Here is a 20364-nt window from a genome sequence, read left to right as displayed (position 1 = left end):
TCACTCCTGTGCTCTACGAGCCTGCGGACTGGATGCCGGACTGCATGTCCGTGATCGCCTGATCCACCGACTTCTCACCCTTGATGGCAGCGTAGGCGTTGTCCTGCACGGCCTTCGACACAGCGGGGTAGAACGGCGTGACCGGACGGGGAACGGCGTTCTCGATCGACACCTTCAGCGTCGGCATGAACGGGTAGGCCGCGATGATCTCCGGGTCGTCGTACAGTGCGGCGCGGACCGGCGGCAGCGAGCCCATCGCGATGATCCGCTGCGCCTGCTCACCCTGCAGGAAGGTGAGGAAGTCGCGGGCCGTCGCCTTGTTTTCGGAGTACGCGCTGATGGCGGCGTTGTAGCCACCGAGCGTCGAGGCGCCGATGCCGTCCTTGCCGGGCAGCGGGGCGACCGCGAATTTGCCCTTGACCGCGGACGAATCCTTGTCTGCCGTGCCGTACACGTACGGCCAGTTGCGCAGGAACAGCGCCTTGCCGTCCTCGAACGCCTTCTGGCTCTCGGGCTCCTTGAACGTGGTGTCCTGGGCCGGGATGTCGCCGTTCTTGAAGTTGTCGACCAGCACCTGCAGGCCGGCGCGGGCCTCGGGGCTGTCGACGGTCGGCGTCTTGCCGTCCTCGCCGACGAACGAGCCGCCGTACGCGTTGATGACCTCGGCGGTGTTCACCGTCAGGCCCTCGTACGGTGCGAACTGACCGGCGTAGCAGTCGATGTTGTTGGTCTTCGCGACCTCGCACGCGGCGGCCAGCTCGGCCCACGTCTTCGGTGCGGCGGGCAGCAGGTCGCTGCGGTAGTACAGCAGGCCGCCGTTGGTGTTCTTCGGCGCCGCGTACTGGGTGCCGTTGTAGGTGGCGCTGTCGACCGTGGCGGGGAGAATTCCGGTGTTGTCCACCGCGAACTCGCCGGTCAGCGGCTGCAGCCAGCCCTTGGCCGCGAACTCCGCGGTCCAGGGGACGTCGAGTGCGACGACGTCGTAGTCGGACTGCTTGGCCTGCAGGTGCTGGACCAGGTCGTCGTGCGCCTGATCGGCGTCGTTCGACTGCTCCTTGAACGTCACCTGCTCGTCCGGGTGCTCGGCGTTCCACGCGTCGATGATCTGGCGGACGACCCCGGTCTCGGTGGTGTCCTTGCCCTCGACGTACGTGATGGGTCCGCGACCGTCGAGGTTCTCCGACGTGGAGTCGCTGCCGCTGTCGCTCGAGCAAGCGGTGAGCGTGACCAGCGAGGCAGCGGTGGCAAACACCGCGGCGCGCCGGACCGCTCTCGAAATCTGAACCATGGAGTCTCCCCGTAGGTAGATGTGGATGAACCCGTTACCGGCACGACGGAACTCGCGGCACCGGCGCGGTGTCGGAACATACTGTGGCATGGAACACCGCAGAAGTCCGGCATTACCCCCGACCTGAATCGGTCAGGAACCGCCCCGGCCGCCGCCGGGTCAGCTCAGCCGGTAGCCCTCGGACGCCGAGAACAGGTGCACCTGGGACGGGTCGACGTGCAGTTTCACCAGGTCACCCTTGCGGGGCGGGTTCCGCCAGTCGGCGCGGGCCACCAACTGCTGTGTCTCCCCGTTGACGGTGCTGCGGCCGTAGATGTAGGCGTCGGATCCGAGTTCCTCCACCACCGCGACCTCCATCGGGATGCCGGTCGTCGACAGTTCCAGGTGTTCGGGGCGGATCCCGACGACGACCTGACGCTCGTCGCTGTCCGCGCGCAGCTGCCGGGGCAGCGGAATGGTCGCGTCGCCGAGGACGACACCGTCGGCGGTGATCGGCAGCGTGAAGAGGTTCATCGACGGCGACCCCATGAAGCCGGCGACGAACACGTTGGCGGGCCTGTTGTAGAGGTCGCGCGGCGACGCGCACTGCTGCAGCACCCCGTCCTTCAGCACCGCCACCCGGTCGCCCATGGTCATGGCCTCGACCTGGTCGTGTGTCACGTACACCATCGTCGTCTCGAGGCGGCGCTGCAGCTGCGCGATCTGGGTGCGCGTCTGCACGCGGAGCTTGGCGTCGAGGTTGGACAGCGGCTCGTCCATCAGGAACACCTGCGGCTGCCGGACGATGGCACGACCCATCGCGACGCGCTGCCGCTGACCGCCGGACAGCGCCTTCGGCTTGCGGTCCAGATACGGCTCGAGGTCGAGGAGTTTCGCCGTCTCCTCGACGCGCGTGCGGATGTCGTCCTTCGCGGCGCCGGCGAGCTTGAGCGCGAACCCCATGTTCTCGGCCACCGACATGTGCGGGTACAGCGCATAGTTCTGGAACACCATCGCGATGTCGCGTTCCTTGGGTTCCTGGGTGGTGACGTCGCGGTCACCGATGAGGATCCGGCCGCTGTGGACGTCCTCCAGCCCGGCCAGCATCCGCAGCGACGTCGACTTGCCGCAGCCGGACGGGCCGACGAGGACCAGGAACTCACCGTCCTCGATCTTCAGGTCGAGCGTGTCGACGGCCGGTTTGTCCGAGCCGGGGAACAGGCAGGTGGCACCGTCATAGGTCACTGTGGCCATGAACGTCGAAGTCCCTTCTACCCGGCGCCGCGCACAGGTGCGAAGAATCTACCCCGTGCGCCTTTCGGTAGCCCCGCTACCAGAACGGCGCACGGGCGGCTACGGCGCCTCGGCGATGAGGGTTCGAAGCTCCTCTCCGAGTTCGGGGGTCGCCGCGACGATGCCGCTCCAGCGGCGGGTGAGGTCGGTGTCGAACTCGACGGGCCGGCCGAAGGCGTCCAGTACCACGCCACCGGACGCTCCGACGAGGACGACTGCCGCGGCGATGTCCATGAGCCGGTGGGTGTCGCTGCCGGCGTCGACGAACGCGTCGACGGCTCCCGTGGCGACCAGGACGGCGTCGAGGGTGCTGCAGCTGAGGATCCGGATGCGGGTCGCCGTCTGCGCGACGCGGGTCCACGCGTCCCAGTTGCGCTGATGCGGGCGCAGCATCGACACGGCGGCGTCGGCGACCGTGCGGCAGCCGCTGGTGGTGTACGGCGACAACTCCCGTGACGCCCACCAACGTTCATCCGTATGTAACCACGTGGTCATCGCCTCGGTGAATTCGCCGTCTATCGCGACGGCGGCACTGAAGCAGGCCAGCGGCACACCGGCGGCGGCGTTCGCCGAGCCGTCGACGGGATCGACCACCAGGGTGACGGCCGAGCCGACGTCGACCCAGCCCCGCTCCTCGGACAGCACGTTGACCCCGGCCGCGGTGGCAGCGTCGATGATGGCGTCCTCGACGATCACGTCGACGAACATGGTCGGGGTGCCGTCCGCGCCCTGCATCGCGATCGACTTCAGCTTCTCCCGCGGGTAGGTGGCGACGGCCCTCCGGTAGGCGTCCGTCGCAGCGTCGGCGGCCGCCATGAGTCCTGAATTTGCCTCGGTCCGAATCGTATTGGTCCGGTTCATCAACAGGTTCCTCCACAGGTTGGGGATGAATCAGGACATCGCCCGGCGCATCCACATCGCGATGCCCTCGACGGCCATCACGACGGCGAAGATCATGAGCACGATGGTGGTGACGACATCGAACTGCAGGACCCGGGCGGCGTTCATCAAGTAGAACCCGATGCCGCCCGCCCCGACGACGCCGAGGAGCGTTGCGGCGCGGATGTTCACGTCGAGTTGGTAGAACAGGTGCGCGACGAGAGCGGGCGCCGACTGCCGGAGTGTCGCGGCGGTGAACACCTGGGAACGGCTGGCGCCACCGGCCGACACCGCCTGCTGCACGGACACATCCGTTTCCTCGGGGGAGTCGGCGATCAGCTTGCCGAGCAACCCGACCGCCCCGACGGACAGGGCGAGCGCGCCCGCGGTGGCGCCGAGCCCGGTGACGACGATGAAGATGATCGCGAAGATCAGATCGGGGATGCCGCGGACCACCACGATGACGATGCGGAAGAACTTCGCGACACCCGGGGTGGGAGCTACATTGCGGGCGGCCAGGATTCCGATCGGCACGGCCAGGAGCAGACCCAGAAGCGTTGCCGCGAGTGCGATCTGCACCGTGACGAGCAGCTGCACGAGCAGTTCGTCCCAGATTCCGCCGGTGCCGGGTGGGAAGAACAGGTCAAGCATGCGGGGCAGGGACGTGATTCCCTCGGCCAACCGTGACAGGTCGATGTCGGAGCCCCACGTGGCGGCGGCCAGCGCCAGGACGTCGCGGCGGCGAGGGTGGCGGCCCGGTCGTCGCCCATGCGCATGGCCCAGCCCCGCACTCCGGCGAGACTCACCTCGGCACGGAAGGCGAGGACGTCGCCGAGGCAGAAGTGGTCGTACGCAATGGGTTCGCGCACCTGCGCCGCGACGGAACCGATCTCCGGCGCGGTGAGGCCCGCGAGTTCGGCGCCGTCGGACAGGCAGGCGTCGGCGAGCTCGACGAGATCGCCCGCCGATGCCGCGGCCAGCAGCTCGGCGACGCGTTCGCGACTGTAGACGTGGCAAATCATGGGGTCGAGACCTCTTTCGTGTCGTTCTCGATGTCGGTGTTGAGTGGTCGGGGTTCGTCCGGAGAGCCGATCTCCATGACGACGCGGACGGCGTCGCCGCGCATCCACGCCTTGCTGTAGGTGAGGGGTGTGCCGGTGTCGGCGTCGCGATTGACGCTCTCCACCACCCACACCGGGACCGCGGACACGAGCTGCAGCTTCTCCTGCACGTCGGCCGGCGGAATGTCCGAGGCCGTGCGGCACCAGGACCGGACCGAACGGACATGGCCCATCTGACGGAGCACCTCGTCGAGGGATTCCTCCACCCGCATGCCCTCGGCGAGGTCGGGGACGGCATCGTGGGAGATCCACTCGAATCCGAGACCCGCGACGACGTCGTTGATGTAGCTGAGCCGGACCATGTGGTGCGCCGGGGTGCCGTGCGGCACCTCCAGCCGGTCGGCGCAGTCGGCGGGCAGCGGTGCGAGCGACCGTTCGAGGATCACCGACCGCGGTACGGCCCCGGCCTCCCGGACGGTGCGGTGCCACGACGGCCGGCGGTCGCGGGAGATGACGTAGTCGATCCGTTCGGCGACGAACGTGCCCGCACCCTGGACGCGCCGCACCCGCAGTCGCCGCTCCAGCTCCTGCACCGCACCCCGCGCCGCCGCCCGGCCCACCCCGAAGCGCTTCATCAGCTCGTGTTCGCTGTCGAGTTTGGTGCCGGGCGCCAGCCGCTCGATCTCGCACTCCAGTTGGTCCGCGATGGCGCGGTACCGATGCTCCGTCATGGCGACCACTGTCACGGGCCGAGTTGTACGGACAACTGCCCTGCAGGTAACCGGGAAGGAAACGCCGCTGAACGTGTGGGCAAGTTGTCAGGCGCTTCGCACCCGTGCGCCTTTTTGGTTGTCCTAGCTACCAGAACGGCGCACGGGTGGCGGAGCCGCCTCGAACCGGTCCGGGCTGTCCACGACACCCGCGCTGCAGGCGGTCAGGCGGGGTTGGGCGCGGGTCGTGCGCACCCGGACCACGTCGGTGCCGCCCGGGTGCCGGACCAGGACGTCGGTGTCACCGTCCGGTCGCGGGACCGCCGACAACGGGATCACGTCGTCGAGTCCGAGCAGTGACCGCTCGGCCCGGACGGTGTGCTCGGCGAACTGCAGCACCGGGTCGTCGGTGCACCGACCGCGGTAGTGCTCGAGCACAACCCGTCCGCGATCGTGTTCGGCGACAATGTGTTCCGCAGCCTCCGCGGTGACCCGGCCGTAGTAGATGCCCGACGGTAGACACACCACGGTCGCGGCGAACCGGTCGCCGCCGACGTGCGTCGACTCCCAGACCCGTCCGCCGCGGTGGCCGAGGCCGGTGACGACGGGGCGTCCGAACGACGCGCAGCAGGCATCCTTCTTGCCGTGGGTGCAGACGAGGAACAGAGATTCGGCGGGGTCGAGACGTTCTCCAACTCCGGGGGGCAGGTCTAGGTCGAGATCGAGCAACTCCCGGTCCTCACGCACCAGCAGTCGCTCCGCCCAGCCGTCGGCGCGGCCCGGTCGCACGAGGTAGACGTGACGTCCGGCGGCGAGGTCGCGGCGCTGCCGGGTGCGGATCAGCACCGGACGCACCCCGGCGTCGGCGCACCGGGCGGCGAGCGCGTCGCCGAGGACCGGGTCGAGGCGGCTCTGCCGGAGCCGGTCGCGGCCCCACGGTCCGGGTTGCTCGATCAGCAGCCAGCCGCGCACCCGCGGCGCGGTGCCCCACAACGGCTCCTGGAGCGATTGGGAGAGCGCCGCGCACGCCGGTGGCGTCCACCCCTCGGGCGACGTCGTCGTCTGCACGCTCACGCACCAGACTGTATAAGGTTAGGTTCGCCTATCTTCTACCCCCTTCGAGATCGAGGTCCAGGATGCGTTCAGCCACGTGCTCCCCGAATGTCACCGACGTCCAATGGCAAGAGATCGTCGATGCCCTGACACGACGAGAATTCGGCGCCGGGCTGGGAGCAGCCGCGCTGGCCGCGCTCACCGCCGCATGCGCGCGACCCGACGCCGCAACTGGCAGCGACAGCGGCGCCCAGCGCACCGTCACCCACGCCATGGGGACGACGACGGTGAGCAATCGGCCCAGTCGCATCGTCGCCCTCGACAGCCTCCCCATCGACACCGTCGTCACACTCGGAAAGACACCGGTCGGCGCAGCTCAGGCGGGTTCCGCCGACGCGCTGCCCGCATACCTCGGCGGCGGACTGGACAGCACCACCGTCGTCGGGTCGATCGCCGAACCGAACCTCGAGGCGATCGCCGCGCTACAGCCCGACCTCATCCTCAGCAGCAAGCAGCGGCACGGCGACCTGTACGACGCGCTGTCGGCAATCGCGCCCACCGTGTTCTCCGTGTCGCCTGCGGTCGACTGGCAGGGGACGCTGCGGCTGTTCGCCGAGGCCATGGGGGAGACGGAAGCAGCCGAACAGAAGCTGTCGGCGTTCCACACCCGCGCCGCCGCGTTGAGCGAAACCAACCGGGGCCGCACCGCGCACGTCATCCGCGTGATGGACGACGGCCTGCGCCTCCACGGACCCGGCACGTTCTCCGGTTCCGTGCTGACTGCGGCCGGCTACACCATCACCGGACAGCCGTGGGACGCGAAGAACGACATGTCCGAGATCTCGCTCGAGAATGTCGCCCTGATCGACTCCGACATCGCGTTCGTCGCCAACACGTCCGCACCGGGGGAACTGGGGATCGACCCCGTACTCGTCGGGCAGATGGGGCCGTCACGACGCGACGGCGTCCGCCAGACCGACTACCGGGTGTGGATCACCGGCATTGGCCTCACCGGCGCAAACCTGATCCTCGACGACCTCGAGCGGCTGTAGGCGGCTCCGCCGCCCGTGCGCGGTTAAGGAGTGTCAGGACTCGTCAACCACGCACGGGGGCTAGCCTGCCTGGGTGAGTTCCGACAAGATGCTGACCCGCATCGGTGGGCTCCTCCGGCAGGCGGAATCCACCGACAACCCGCACGAGGGCGAGGCCTTCATGGCCGCCGCGCAGCGGCTCGCCACCGCCTCCTCGATCGACCTCGCGGTGGCGCGCGCACACGCCGCGGGCAGGGAGAAGCGGGCCACCCCCACGCAGCGCCTGATCACGATCGGTGAACCGGGCAAGAAGGGTCTGCGGACGTACGCGCAACTGTTTCTTGTGATCGCCGCCGCCAACGACGTCCAGTGCGACATCGCCCAGACGTCGGCCGTCATCTACGCGTACGGATTCGCCGGCGACATCGACGTCTGCGAGGCCCTGTACGCGAGCCTGCTGATCCAGATGGTCCGGGCGTCCGACGGCTACATCAAGTCGGGTGAGTACCGCAGCGAGACGACGCTGCGGACGCAGGTCGAGAAGCGCGGGCGCCGCCGGGTCGCGACACGGGTGCGACGGCCCGTCGCCGGTGTCACCGCCCGCTTGAACTTCCAGCTCGCCTACGCCGCGCGGATCGGGCAGCGCCTCGCCGACGCCAAGAAGGAGGCCGAGGATCAGGCGGTGTCCGTGCCGGAGTCGTCGGCGGAGACGGCGCTGGTCCTGCGCGACAAGCAACTCGAGTTGAAGGACTACTACTCGGAGAACTCGCAGGCCCGCGGCACGTGGCGGGGAGGGCGCGCGTCCGCCGGACATTCGTCGAGTGCCCGCCGGGCCGGCGACCGCGCCGCCCGGACCGCACGACTGAGCAACTCACCCGAACTGTCGACCGCCCGCAAGCAGATCCCGTCGTGAAGCGGCCCCGCGACACTCAGCGGACCGCCGTGTACGACGCGGAAGCCCTGGTGCGCACCATGTTCGACCGCGCCGACGAGCGTGGACTGCGCGTCGTCGACGTTCTGGGATCGCAGGTGACGCTGCCGGTGGAACGCAAGTTCGCGTCGATCGATTCGGTGCAGGACTACGTGGACCGGGTGCTCGCCCTGAATTGGGTGCGGTCGACGTGGACGCGGGCAGCCACCCCGATTCACGTCCGCGCGCGGTCGGGCAACAAGGCCGCGCACTACGAAAGCGATTGCGCGACAATCGCGGTACCCGAGCACAGGAACGGCAACGCTTGGGCCTTCCGCGAACTGGTGGTGCTCCACGAAGTCGCCCACCACCTCGATCCGTCCGACCCCGAGTACCCGACGGTCGCGCCGCACGGACCGGAGTACGTGGACCGCTACCTCACCCTGGTCGGGGAGATCATCGGCCCCGAGGCGGCATTCGTCCTGCGGACCATGCTCCTCGCGGGCGGGGTCCGGCTGAACTGACGACCTCAGGCCCGGGTTCGCAGCCTGACGAAACGGATCTCACGGCCCGCCGCCCGGAAGTCGGACGCGCTGCCGTCGACGTCGAAGCCCATGCCCCGGGCGATCCGCATTCCGAGTTTCGGATGCTCCGCCGCGTAGTGCGCCATGAAGTCCGCACCGGTCTCCGGATCGAGGAATTCGGCTGTCACAGGCAGTCGCCGACGGCCCACCTGGATGTTCGCGTGCGGCTGCGCCCGCAGGTTCCGGTACCAATCGGACTTGGGTCCGAACCCGGCGGCCAGCACGTACCCGTCGCCGACGGCGTCGTGGTTGACCACCTCGAGCACGACCTGCCGCCGGGCGCCGGTCTTGCGTCCGACGTGTTCGAGAAGCAGGAATCGACCGCCGAGCAGCGACCCGAGATGGAAGCGGTAGAGGTAGATGGGGGCGCGAAAGAACGCCCGCCGGATGCCGGTGGGCGGGTCAGGCCTCTGCGTGACCTTCACACACCCAGTCTTCCACGTCCGCCGCGTGGTCGGGTGGTGATGCGGCCGCGTCCGTTTCGGAAACGATGGGCGGAAGATGCCGGAAGTACACGGCGTCGACGACGGCGACCAGCAGCGCGATCGCGGCGGCGACCCATCCGACGACGTGCACGCTGGTGGTGAAGGCCTCGCGGGCGGAGTCGAGCAGCGCGGCGCCATCGGGCCCGAGTTGTGCCGCCGAAGTCGCGGCGCCGGCGAGGCTTTCGCGTGCCCCGTCGGCAAGGTCGTCGGGAACATCCGGGGCGATCGACAGCTGGGTGCGGTACACGAGCGCGCCGAGGCTACCCACCACGGCGAGCCCGATGGCGTACCCGAACTCGGCGCTCGTCTCGGACATGGCGGCAGCCGAACCGGCTTTGGCACTGGGCACCGAACCCACGACGATCCCGGTGCCGAGCGTGACCAGCGGTCCGCAACCGAGGTTCATGACGGCCAGGCCCGCGATGATCGCGACCAGTCCACCGTCTGCGTCCGCGAGCGTGTAGAGGAAGCAACCCGCCGCGGCGACCAGCATGCCGCCGGAGATCGCGAACACCGGCCGGATGTGTTGCGCGAGTATCGGGGCTCCGCCGAAACTGACGATCGCCGCGAGCGCCGCCGGTAGCATCGCGAATCCCGCCTGCAGCGGCGTGAGACCGGCGACGAGTTGCAGGAACTGCGCGGTGAAGAACATCAGCGAGCCGATGACGGTCACGAGCATCATGCTGATCACGACGGTCGTGAACGCCCGGTTGCGGAAGAGACTCAGATCGACGAGCGGGTCGTCCAGGCGTTGCTGCCTGCGCACGAAGACCCACCCGAATGCGGCGCCCACGACCACGGCGAGACCGGATGTCGCGGCCCAGCCGTGGGTTGCGAACTCCTTCAGCCCGAACACCGCGGGCAGGATGGCGGCGAGCGACAGGGCGACACTGGTCAGGTCGACGCGACCCGCGGCCGGATCGCGTTCCTCGGGAAGCAGAATCGGCCCGAGGACGAGCAGCAGGACCATCGCCGGCACGCCGAGGAGGAACACCGAACCCCACCAGAAGTGCTCGAGCATGAAACCGCCGACGACGGGTCCGGCGGCGGCACCGCCCATGAACCCGATCATCCACAGCCCGATCGCCACCGACCGTTGCCGGGCGTCGCGGAACATCGTGCTGATCAGGCCGAGAGTCGACGGCGCCAGCGTGGCACCGGCGATGCCGAGCAGCGCGCGTGCGGCGATGAGCATCTCCGGGCTCGTGGAAAAGGCGGCAACCACCGACGCGGCCGCGAACCCCGCGCCGCCGAGAAGCAGCAGGGTGCGGCGCCCGATCCGGTCACCGAGCGTGCCTGCGGTCAGCATGAAGCCGACGAGCAGGAATCCGTAGATGTCCATGATCCACAACTGCTCGGTGGCACTGGCGTCGAGATCCCGACTCAGGCTGGGCAGGGCGAGCAGCAGCACGAACACGTCGATGGACACGAGCAGGGAGGCGAGGCCGAGGACCGCGAGACCGGCCCATTCGCGAGTGCCTGCGGTGGCGGTCCGGGTTGGTGAGGGATCGGTCGATTCGCTCATGAGAGCCACCGTAACCAGGCGTGGTCCTAAAACACAACCACTTAGTCGTGATTTGGTACCATCAGGTATGGCGTCCCGACGTACCTACGGCTCCTACGACGACGGCTGCGCCGCCGCCCACGCACTCGACCTGGTCGGGGAGCGGTGGTCGCTGATCGTGGTCCGCGAACTGATGCTCGGGCCCAAGCGCTTCACCGACCTCCGCACTGGCGTACTGGGCGCGAGCGCGAATGTGCTGTCGCAACGACTGCGCGACCTCGAGGACGCGGGCGTCGTCCGCAGGGTCACCCTCGGACCTCCGACGCGGGCGCAGGTCTACGAACTGACCGAATGGGGGCTCGAACTCGAGCCGGTGCTCCGGGCGCTGGGACGCTGGGGAGTGCGCTCGCCCACCATGCCGCACGGCGCGCAGGTCAGCAACGAGACCACCGTGCTGTCGATGCGGACCATGCTGGAGGACACCCCGCTCGGCGACGTGCAGGTGCGCCTCGAACTTCGACTCGGGAGGGGAGACGTCATCCGAATCGACACCACCGACGGTCTCGTCATCGAGCGCGGCGCCGCCACCGATCCCGATGCGGTGGTGACCACCGAATCCACCGTCTTCACGTCCATGGCGTTCTACGGCCGCGACCTGGACGAGGCCGTAGACGCCGGCGACGCCACCGTCGACGGCGACCGGGCAGCGGTACGGCGCTTCCTCGACCTGCTGCCCGAGTTGACCTGAGCCGCAACACCCGTCCGATCCGCGGGCCCAGCGCATCGTGCCCGGATCCACGTCGACGCCGCTCGCTTCACCGATGTTCGCCCGCACTGCACCGAACTTCGCAAAGAAGAGCAGGTCGCAGGCCTTTCAACTCGTCCAGCGGAATGTCGGGCGCCATCAGGTCGGCGGCGAGGCGCGTGTGCACCTCGACGGGAATCACCTCGTCCGCGTGCGGACACCCAGCCGGCGGACACAGCCCTCATGGTCGAACGAACCTCTCCTCGGGTTCGGAGGTGAATTCATGCTGTGCACGGGTCACGGCCGTAGTAGCCGCACTCGGCGCGGGCGAGCAATATGGTTCAGGGAGGGACTTGCACGCACGGGCCCTGCACGCAGGGTCTCCGTACTCATCCGAGGAGCCACGAATGACTCGTCCAGTTCGCATCGGTGTCCAACTTCAGCCGCAGCACGCGCCCGACTACGGGATGATCCGCGACGCGGTGCTGCGGGCCGAGGACGCCGGCGTCGACATCGTCTTCAACTGGGATCACTTCTATCCGCTGTACGGCGACCCGGCCGGCGCGCACTTCGAGTGCTGGACGATGCTCGGGGCGTTCGCCGAGCAGACGGAACGGGTGGAGATCGGCGCCCTCGTCACGTGCGCCGGCTACCGGAATCCGGACCTCCTCGCCGACATGGCCCGGACCGTCGACCACATCAGCGGCGGACGGCTGATCCTGGGCATCGGCTCGGGCTGGTTCGAGCGCGACTACGACGAGTACGGCTACGAATTCGGCACCGCGGGGTCGCGGCTGAACCTGCTCGCCGAATACCTTCCGCGGATCACCGCGCGGTTCGGCAAGCTGGAACCCGCACCCACCCGGCACATTCCGATCCTCATCGGCGGTGGCGGCGAGAAGAAGACGCTGCCGCTGGTCGGTCAATACGGCGATATCTGGCACAGCTTCAGCGACATGGACACGTACAAACGCAAGTCGGGGATCCTCGCCGGGTACGCACGGGATGCCGGGCGCAGCCCCGACAGCATCCAGCACTCCACGTCGTGGCCGGGTGTCGACGACGCGGCAGCCCACGTCGACGCCGGCGTCACCCTCTTCACCGTGGGTGTGGGCGGTCCGGACTACGACCTCGGCACCCTGAAGGAGGCCATCGCCTGGCGGGACGAGAACACCCCGCCGCCGCTGTCGGGCCTGGCCTAGGTGCTTCGCACCCGTGCGTGGTTGACGAGTCCAGAGACTCGTCAACCACGCACGGGCGGCGGAGCCGCCTACAGCCGCTCGAGCACCATCGCCATGCCCTGTCCGCCTCCGACGCACATGGTTTCGAGGCCGAACTGCTTGTCGTGGGTGGTCAGGTTGTTCAGCAGGGTGGCGGTGATCCGGGCACCGGTCATGCCGAACGGGTGGCCGAGGGCGATGGCACCGCCGGAGACGTTGAGCTTGTCCTCGTCGATGCCCAACTCCCGCGCCGACCCGATCACCTGCACCGCGAACGCCTCGTTGATCTCGACGAGGTCGATGTCGGAGATGCCCAGGCCCGCGATCGCCAGGGCACGCTTGGACGCCTCGATCGGGCCCAGCCCCATGATCTCCGGCGACAAACCGGACACCCCGGTGGACACGATCCGGGCCAGCGGGGTCAGTCCCAGCTCCTTGGCCTTGGTGTCGGACATGATCACCAGGGCGGCGGCGCCGTCGTTGAGCGGGCACGCGTTGCCGGCGGTGACGGTGCCGTCCGGACGGAACACCGGCCTCAGCTGGCTGACCGCCTCGTAGGTGGTGCCGGCGCGGGGGCCGTCGTCCTTCGTCACGACGGTGCCGTCGGGCAGGGTCACCGGGGTGATCTCGCGTTCGAAGAAACCGTTGCCGATGGCCTCCTCGGCGCGGTTCTGCGAGCGCACCGCCCAGCGGTCCTGCTCCTCGCGGGTGATGCCGGTGATCTGCGCGACGTTCTCCGCGGTCTGGCCCATCGCGATGTAGGTGTCGGGGACCAGCCCCTCCTGCCGCGGGTCGACCCACCCCTGGCCGCCCTGGGCGAGCTTCTCGGTGCGGGTCTGCGCATCGGCGTACAGCGGATTCTGGGTGTCGGGCAGCGAGTCGGAGTTGCCCGCGGTGAACCGGGAGACGGTCTCGACGCCGGCGGAGATGAAGACGTCGCCCTCACCGGCCTTGATGGCGTGCAGGGCCATGCGGGTGGTCTGCAGCGACGACGAACAGTACCGGGTGATGGTGGTGCCGGGGATGAAGTCGTAGCCGAGCTGGACCGCGACGTTGCGGCCCATGTTGAAGCCCTGCTCGCCGCCGGGCAGGCCGCAGCCCAGGATGAGGTCGTTGATGTCGGTGGGGTCGAGCGCGGGCACCTTGTCGAGTGCCGCCTGGACCATCTGCGCGGCGAGGTCGTCGGGGCGCATGCCCTTGAGCGATCCCTTCATGGCGCGACCGATCGGGGAACGGGCGATGGAGACGATGACGGCCTCGGGCATGAGTAACTCCTACCGATTGACGTGGTGGACGGCAGTCGGTGCGGACCTGCAGCCCCTCAGTTCTAAGCATGTGCTTATTTTCTAAGCGTTTGCATATATTGACCACGCCCGCGGCGCGGTGTCAACCCCCGGGGGGTCGCGATTGTGCTCAACCGACAACGAACCGCCCGAACTCGAGCCCCCGAGGCCGTTTCTTGCACGAAAACCCGTCGATAGTGTTGTGGATCACACCACAACGAAAGGGCGGACGAAATCGTGTCGCACATCGGCTATTTCGCTTGGAACCTCGCCACAGAGCGTTCGGACGCGCCGTGCCTGCGCGATGACCGACTCGAACTGACGTACCGGCAGTTCGCGGACCGGGTCGATGCCTTCGCCGCGCAGCTGTCCGAGAACGGTGTCGGACGGGGCGACGTCGTCGCGATCATGCTGCCGAACCGGGCGGAACTGCTCATCGCCCTGATGGCTGCCTGGCGAATCGGTGCGGCCGCGACGCCGGTCAATCCCACTTTCACCGCGAGCGAGGCGGACTATCAGATCGACGACGCCACAGCGGTTCTCGTCGTCAATGAGGGACCCGACGCACCGACCGGCGGCCGTCCGGCGATCGCCGTCGACGACATGGCCACCATCCCCGATCCCGCCTGGGAACCGGGCATCACCGCCGGCGGAGACGACCTCGCCCTGCTGATCTACACGTCCGGGTCGACCGGTCGCCCCAAGGGCGTCATGCTCACCCACGACAACCTGCAGTTCATGAGTGCGTCGATGGTGCAGCACTTCTCGTTGACCGCCGACGACCACTGCCTCCTGATCCTGCCGCTGTTCCATGTCAACGCGATCTGCGTCAGCTTCCTGGCCCCGATACTCGCCGGCGGCCAGTTGAGCGTCACCGGACGTTTCTCGCCGGCGCGGTTCTTCGGCGACGTCGCCCGCCTGCGCCCGACGTACTTCTCCGCGGTACCGACCATCTACGCCCTTCTGGTCTCGCAGGACACCGTCGGCGACACCTCCTCGCTGCGCTTCGCGGTCTGCGGGGCCGCCCCGATCTCGAAGGAACTCCTCGACCGCGCCGAACAGCGTTTCGGACTCGTCATCGTCGAGGGCTACGGGCTGACCGAGGGCACGTGCGCGTCCGCGTGCAATCCGCCTGCCGGTGTTCGCAAACCGGGCACCGTCGGCCCCGCGCTGCCGGGTCAGACCATCGCGATCGTCGACGAGTCCGGGACACCGGTCCCGGCGGGGACGGTCGGCGAGGTGGTGATCCGGGGCGCGAACGTGATGCGCGGTTACCTCGGCCGCCCCGAGGAAACGGAACGCACCGTCGTCGACGGCTGGTTGCACACCGGCGACGTCGGCCGACTCGACGAGGACGGCTACCTCACCCTCGTCGACCGCATCAAGGACATGATCATCCGCGGCGGGGAGAACATTTACCCCAAGGAGATCGAGAACGCCCTCGCCACGCACGACGACGTCCTCGAGGCAGCCGTGATCGGAGCCCCGCACGACGTGTACGGCGAGGTGCCGGTCGCGTACGTGGTCACGTACCCGGACACCACCGTCACCCACGACGTCCTGGCCGAGCACCTGACAAGCCGACTCACGAAAGTCAAACTGCCGGTTGCCATTCACATCGTCGACGCGCTGCCCCGCAACCCCGTCGGCAAGATCGACAAGCCGGGACTGCGGAGCCGGCATCGGCCTGCCGCCGTCAGCTGATCCAGTAGAACTCCACACCTCGGGACGCACCCGAGGCGATGCCCCCTACCCTCAGGAGCCTCCCATGGGATTCAAGACCGGGAACTTCCCCGAAGTCGACCCCGCCACCTTCCTCGACCTTCCGTTCCGCGACCGCCTGCGCGCCATGTCGACCCATTGGGTCGACTACGGCTTCGGAACCCCGAAGATGGTGCACACCATCTACATTCTGAAACTGATCGTCCTCTACCTCGGTATCGGGCTGTCGCTCGCGACGTTCACGTCCGGCCTGAACGTCCTCGACGTCGGCGCCTGGTGGAACCAGCCGATCGTCTACCAGAAGCTGATCCTGTGGACGATGCTGCTCGAATCGGTGGGTCTCGCCGGTTCGTGGGGTCCGCTCGCCGGCCACTTCAAGCCGATGACCGGCGGCATCCTGTACTGGCTGCGCCCCGGGACCATCAGGCTCCCACCGTGGCCGGGGAAGGTGCCGTTCACCTCGGGCGACACCCGTACCGTCGGCGACGTCCTGATCTACGCGGCGTTACTGCTCAACATCATTGTGGCGCTGATACTTCCGGGAGTACACACGTCGTCGATCGACGCGGCCATCACCGACAACTCCGGACTCGTCCGCCCCGCCGTGCTGTTTCCCCTCATCGCGCTGCTGGTGCTGATCGGTCTGCGCGACAAGGTCATCTTCATCGCGGCCCGCAGCGAGCAGTACCTGCCCGCGATCGTCTTCTTCGGGGTCCTTCCGTTCGTGGACATGATCATCGCGCTGAAGCTGCTGATCGTCTCGGTGTGGGTCGGGGCGGGCGTCTCCAAGCTCGGCCACCACTTCTCGATGGTGGTGCCGCCGATGCTGTCCAACACCCCGTGGATGCCGTTCAAGAAGATCAAGCGCGCCCACTACCGCAACTTCCCCGAGGACCTGCGGCCGTCGATCGTCGCCGGTGGTGTCGCCCACGTACTCGGGACGGTCGTGGAAGTGGTGACCCCGCTGGTGCTGCTGTTCTCCACCAACCGCACGCTGACCCTGCTCGCGGTTGCGTTGATGGTGGCGTTCCACCTGTTCATCCTGTCCACGTTCCCGCTGGCGGTGCCGCTCGAGTGGAACCTGCTGTTCGCCTACGCGTCGATCTTCCTGTTCCTCGGATTCCCCGCCTGGGACGGGTACGGCGTCGCCGACATGTCCTCGGTGTGGCTGACCGCGGTGATCGTCGCCGCCCTGGTGTTCTTCCCGATCCTCGGCAACCTGCGCCCCGACCTCGTCTCGTTCCTGCCCTCGATGCGTCAGTACGCCGGCAACTGGGCGTCCGCCACCTGGGCCTTCGCCCCGGGCGCCGAGGAGAAGCTCGACGAGCACATCATCCGTCCCACCAAGAACACGCGCACCCAGCTGCTGGCCACCTACCCGCCCGAGGTCGCGGACGTGGTGATGCACCAGTTGCTCGGCTGGCGGTCGATGCACAGCCAGGGGCGGGCGTTGTTCTCGCTGATGATGCGCCACCTCGGCGACGACATCGACACCTACTCGCTGCGCGAGGCCGAGTTCAGCTGCAACTCGCTGGTGGCGTTCAACTTCGGTGACGGCCATCTGCACAACGAGTTCCTGATCGCCGCACTCCAGCGGCGCTGCAACTTCGCGCCCGGCGAGTTCGTCGTCGCCTGGATCGAATCGCAGCCCATCCACAAGGGCACTCAGCAGTACAAGGTGATCGACGCGGCTCTCGGTGTCATCGAGCGGGGAACGTACAAGGTATCCGACGCGATCGACGAGCAGCCGTGGCTGCCGAACGGTCCCATTCCGTTCGACGTGCAGTGGACACTGGAACGTGACGGCTCGAACGTGCGAACGCGGGAGGCGAAGATGCAGGAGACAGATCTGGTGGTGCGGCCGTGACCACGGCAGTCGTCGTCGGCAGCGGGCCCAACGGGCTCGCTGCCGCGGTCCACCTCGCCCGGCACAGCGTCGACGTCCAGGTCCTCGAGGCCGCCGACACCATCGGCGGCGGCACCCGCTCCGGCGAACTCACCGTCCCCGGCCTGCTGCACGACGAGTGCTCGGCGTTCCACCCGATGGGCGCCGGATCGCCATATCTGCAGACCCTCGACCTCGGCCGATACGGCTTGACGTGGAAGTGGCCGGAGATCGACTGCGCCCACCCCCTCGACTCCGGTGAGGCGGGGTTGCTGCACCGGTCGGTCGCGGCCACCGCCGCCGGACTCGGCGAGGACGGCGGGCGCTGGCAGCGCATGTTCGGCGGGCTCGCCGACGGCTTCGACGACCTCGCCGCCGACCTGATGCGTCCGATCGCGAACGTGCCCCGGCACCCGCTGAAGCTCGCGAGCTTCGGGCCCCGAGCCCTCCTGCCTGCCGCCGTCACGGCCCGCTGGTGGCGCACCGACAAGGCCCGCGCACTGTTCGGCGGTGCCGCCGCGCACGCCTATTACCGCTTGGACCGCCCCGCGACATCGGCGGTCGGCATGATGATCATCGCCGCCGGTCACCGATACGGCTGGCCGGTCGCCGAGGGCGGATCGCAGTCGATCACCGGTGCACTGGCGGCCATGCTCACCGACCGGGGCGGCAAGATCACGACCGGTGTCCACGTCCGCGAGTGGAACGAACTCCCGACCGCCGACGTCGTCCTGCTGGACGTCGCGCCGTCCGCCGCGCTCGGCATCCTGGGCGCTCGCCTGCCCGACCGGGTGGCCCGCGCGTACCGGCGGTTCAAGCACGCGCCCGCCGCGTTCAAGGTCGACTTCGCGATCGAGGGCGGGGTGCCGTGGACCGATCCCGACTGCGGACGCGCCGGGACCGTCCACCTGGGTGGCACTTTCGCCGAGATCGCCGCCGCCGAACGCGACATCGCATCCGGGCGGATGCCGCAGCGGCCGTTCGTCCTCGTCGGCCAGCAGTATGTCGCCGACCCCGGACGATCGAACGGAAATCTGCATCCGCTGTACGCGTACGCCCATGTCCCGCACGGCTACACGGGAGACGCGACGGAGGCGATCACCGCGCAGATCGAACGATTCGCGCCCGGGTTCCGGGACCGCATCGTCGCCACGGTCAGCAGCGGACCGGCGCGCCTGGCCGCGTCGAATCCCAATTACGTCGGCGGTGACATCATCGGCGGGGCCAACACCGAGACGCAGGTGGTGCTGCGGCCGCGCATCGCCCTCGACCCGTACAGCACCGGGATCCCCGGCACCTACCTGTGCTCGGCATCGACGCCGCCCGGCGCCGGGGCACACGGCATGTGTGGGTACAATGCGGCGCAATCGGCCCTGCGCTTTCTGCGACGAGGCGGAGGGGACGTGCTGTGAGCAGTCCCGCCCCCGGCGACCGCGGCGCCGGTGCCAGGCGCCGCATGGCGCGGGTGCCCGCGATGGCGGAGGCCGAGGTCCTCGACATCGTCGCAGGCATCGCCCGGAAACTCGATGCGCGGCAGGCGGAGATCACCCGCACGATGAGCGCGCTGCTCGCGCACGAGATCGACCAACTCGACGAAGACCCGCAACTCGTCGAACTGCTCGAGGCCAGCGTGAACGGCAACGTCTCGACGATCGTGCACGTCCTCGCCAACGACATTCCCGTCGATCACCTGCAGCCCACCACGGCCGCCGTGGAGTACGCGCTGCGGCTGGCGCAACGCGACGTGTCGTCGAACTCGCTGGTCCGCGCGTACCACATGGGCCAGGACGACCTGATCAAGATCTGCTACGACGAGGTCAGCTCCCTCCAATTGTCCGGACCGCTGACCCTCGCTGTGCTCAAACACATTTCGGAGGTCGTGTACAGCTACATCGACTGGATCACGCTGTACGTGTTCGACGCCTACGAGCAGGAACGACGGCGATGGCTGGGTGCCCGCGGCAACGTCCACTCGTCGACCATCCACACCCTCCTCACCGGAACGGGCAACGACGGGTCCGCATTCGAGGCCGAGACGCACTACCGGCTCGAGCAGACGCACGTCGCGATGATCCTGTGGTCCACCGGTCCCGACACCGAGGCGAGCCTCAACACTCTCGACCACTACGTGCGGGACCTCGCCCGCCACCTCGCCACCGACTCCGCACCCATCGTCACCGCCATCGACCGCCGAACACTGTGGGCCTGGCTCCCTTTCGGTCGCCGGAAACCCGTCCTCGACACCACCGAACTCGCCGCGGCCCTGCCCGCGAACCCGGGAATCCGGACCGCGATCGGCCTACCCGCGACCGGGGTCGCGGGATTCCGGCGATCGCACGAGCAGGCCCGCGCCGCCTACTCGGTCGCCACCGTGCCCAACACCCCGGCCCGGCCGATCGTCGGCTTCGGCGACCGCGGTGTAGCCGTCGTCTCGCTCCTCGCCGAGAACCTGGACTCCACCCGTGCCTGGGTGTGGGAGGTCCTCGGCCCACTCGCGGAGAACACCGACCAGGCCGCGACACTGCGGACCACGCTCAGCACCTACTTCGCGACCGGCGAAAGCCACCTCCACACCGCCCAGCAGATGAACCTGCACCGCAACACCGTCAAATACCGCATCACCAAGGCACTCGGCGACCCCGCCACCGGCACGCACAGCAAGCTGGATCTCGCTCTCGCCCTGCAGGTGTGCGAGTTCCTGGGTCCGACGGTGCTGAAGTAGGCGCTTCGCG

General features: G+C 68.5%; 18 protein-coding genes and 1 pseudogene. 9 read left to right on the top strand and 10 right to left on the bottom strand.

The genetic code is table 11. The features are described 5' to 3' along the window. Positions 1-13: 13 nt before the first annotated feature. The 7 genes and pseudogenes from OYT95_RS20365 to OYT95_RS20335 all read right to left on the bottom strand — a co-directional run bounded on the left by OYT95_RS20365 (position 14) and on the right by OYT95_RS20335 (position 6284). Entirely contained in the window at positions 14-1288 is a 1275-nt protein-coding gene (locus OYT95_RS20365) for an ABC transporter substrate-binding protein (protein WP_005264448.1), read from the bottom strand. A gap of 159 nt (positions 1289-1447) precedes the next feature. Next, entirely contained in the window at positions 1448-2521 is a 1074-nt protein-coding gene (locus OYT95_RS20360) for an ABC transporter ATP-binding protein (RefSeq protein ID WP_112302444.1), read from the bottom strand. 99 nt (positions 2522-2620) lie between these two features. Further along, on the bottom strand, positions 2621-3376 hold the full coding sequence (locus OYT95_RS20355) for an inositol monophosphatase family protein (protein WP_245973434.1): 756 nt from the start codon (positions 3374-3376) through the stop codon (positions 2621-2623). 75 nt (positions 3377-3451) lie between these two features. Further along, positions 3452-4090: a PhnE/PtxC family ABC transporter permease gene (locus tag OYT95_RS20350; protein WP_268788810.1), complete on the bottom strand. Its 639-nt coding sequence runs from the start codon at positions 4088-4090 to the stop codon at positions 3452-3454. A 143-nt stretch (positions 4091-4233) separates the two neighbouring features. Continuing rightward, positions 4234-4461: pseudogene (locus tag OYT95_RS20345) on the bottom strand (phosphonate C-P lyase system protein PhnG); the annotation flags it as partial. Then, positions 4458-5231, bottom strand: a complete 774-nt coding sequence (locus tag OYT95_RS20340; RefSeq protein ID WP_268788809.1) for a GntR family transcriptional regulator — start codon at positions 5229-5231, stop codon at positions 4458-4460. The pseudogene OYT95_RS20345 and the gene OYT95_RS20340, both read right to left, overlap by 4 nt. Before the next feature lie 123 nt (positions 5232-5354). Then, positions 5355-6284 (bottom strand): sucrase ferredoxin, encoded by a 930-nt coding sequence (locus OYT95_RS20335; RefSeq protein WP_268788808.1) that lies wholly within the window; start codon positions 6282-6284, stop codon positions 5355-5357. 62 nt (positions 6285-6346) lie between these two features. On the opposite strand from OYT95_RS20335, the gene OYT95_RS20330 reads away from it, so the two are divergent. The 3 genes from OYT95_RS20330 (at position 6347) to OYT95_RS20320 (ending at position 8728) form a co-directional block, all read left to right on the top strand. Next, positions 6347-7315 carry an ABC transporter substrate-binding protein gene (locus OYT95_RS20330; RefSeq protein ID WP_037230143.1) on the top strand — a complete coding sequence of 323 codons (969 nt, stop codon included), beginning with the start codon at positions 6347-6349 and terminating at the stop codon, positions 7313-7315. Positions 7316-7388: 73 nt separating this feature from the next. Then, positions 7389-8207, top strand: a complete 819-nt coding sequence (locus OYT95_RS20325) for a DUF2786 domain-containing protein (protein ID WP_112302455.1) — start codon at positions 7389-7391, stop codon at positions 8205-8207. Beyond that, on the top strand, positions 8204-8728 hold the full coding sequence (locus tag OYT95_RS20320; protein ID WP_037230149.1) for a TIGR04338 family metallohydrolase: 525 nt from the start codon (positions 8204-8206) through the stop codon (positions 8726-8728). Before OYT95_RS20325 ends, OYT95_RS20320 begins: the two co-directional genes overlap by 4 nt. 5 nt (positions 8729-8733) lie before the next feature. On the opposite strand, the gene OYT95_RS20315 is transcribed toward OYT95_RS20320, so the two are convergent. Both OYT95_RS20315 and OYT95_RS20310 read right to left on the bottom strand, forming a co-directional pair. Continuing rightward, complete coding sequence (locus OYT95_RS20315) at positions 8734-9213, bottom strand: nitroreductase family deazaflavin-dependent oxidoreductase (protein WP_112302456.1); 480 nt, start codon at positions 9211-9213, stop codon at positions 8734-8736. Then, positions 9191-10798 carry an MFS transporter gene (locus OYT95_RS20310; RefSeq protein WP_268788807.1) on the bottom strand — a complete coding sequence of 536 codons (1608 nt, stop codon included), beginning with the start codon at positions 10796-10798 and terminating at the stop codon, positions 9191-9193. The genes OYT95_RS20315 and OYT95_RS20310 overlap by 23 nt, the downstream gene beginning before the upstream one ends. Positions 10799-10865: 67 nt before the next feature. Between OYT95_RS20310 and OYT95_RS20305 the strand changes: the two genes are divergently transcribed. Next, entirely contained in the window at positions 10866-11525 is a 660-nt protein-coding gene (locus tag OYT95_RS20305; RefSeq protein ID WP_037230154.1) for a winged helix-turn-helix transcriptional regulator, read from the top strand. 404 nt (positions 11526-11929) lie between these two features. Further along, entirely contained in the window at positions 11930-12724 is a 795-nt protein-coding gene (locus tag OYT95_RS20300) for an LLM class F420-dependent oxidoreductase (RefSeq protein WP_037230156.1), read from the top strand. A 68-nt stretch (positions 12725-12792) separates the two neighbouring features. On the opposite strand, the gene OYT95_RS20295 is transcribed toward OYT95_RS20300, so the two are convergent. Then, on the bottom strand, positions 12793-14007 hold the full coding sequence (locus tag OYT95_RS20295; protein ID WP_268788806.1) for an acetyl-CoA C-acetyltransferase: 1215 nt from the start codon (positions 14005-14007) through the stop codon (positions 12793-12795). Positions 14008-14262: 255 nt separating this feature from the next. On the opposite strand from OYT95_RS20295, the gene OYT95_RS20290 reads away from it, so the two are divergent. The 4 genes from OYT95_RS20290 to OYT95_RS20275 all read left to right on the top strand — a co-directional run bounded on the left by OYT95_RS20290 (position 14263) and on the right by OYT95_RS20275 (position 20354). After that, positions 14263-15729, top strand: a complete 1467-nt coding sequence (locus OYT95_RS20290; RefSeq protein WP_268788805.1) for a class I adenylate-forming enzyme family protein — start codon at positions 14263-14265, stop codon at positions 15727-15729. Positions 15730-15793: 64 nt separating this feature from the next. Continuing rightward, a complete protein-coding gene (locus OYT95_RS20285; protein WP_268788804.1) occupies positions 15794-17614 on the top strand; it encodes a DUF3556 domain-containing protein in 1821 nt (606 codons plus the stop codon). Beyond that, entirely contained in the window at positions 17611-19044 is a 1434-nt protein-coding gene (locus tag OYT95_RS20280) for a phytoene desaturase family protein (RefSeq protein WP_268788803.1), read from the top strand. The genes OYT95_RS20285 and OYT95_RS20280 overlap by 4 nt, the downstream gene beginning before the upstream one ends. Further along, positions 19041-20354 carry a PucR family transcriptional regulator gene (locus OYT95_RS20275; RefSeq protein ID WP_370181938.1) on the top strand — a complete coding sequence of 438 codons (1314 nt, stop codon included), beginning with the start codon at positions 19041-19043 and terminating at the stop codon, positions 20352-20354. The genes OYT95_RS20280 and OYT95_RS20275 overlap by 4 nt, the downstream gene beginning before the upstream one ends. The last annotated feature ends 10 nt before the right edge of the window (positions 20355-20364 follow it).

Source organism: Rhodococcus sp. JS3073, from assembly GCF_026810085.1.
GTDB lineage: Bacteria > Actinomycetota > Actinomycetes > Mycobacteriales > Mycobacteriaceae > Rhodococcus_F > Rhodococcus_F wratislaviensis.
The sequence above is the reverse complement of the archived record's forward strand: the minus strand, read 5'-3'. Positions and strand labels throughout refer to the sequence as shown.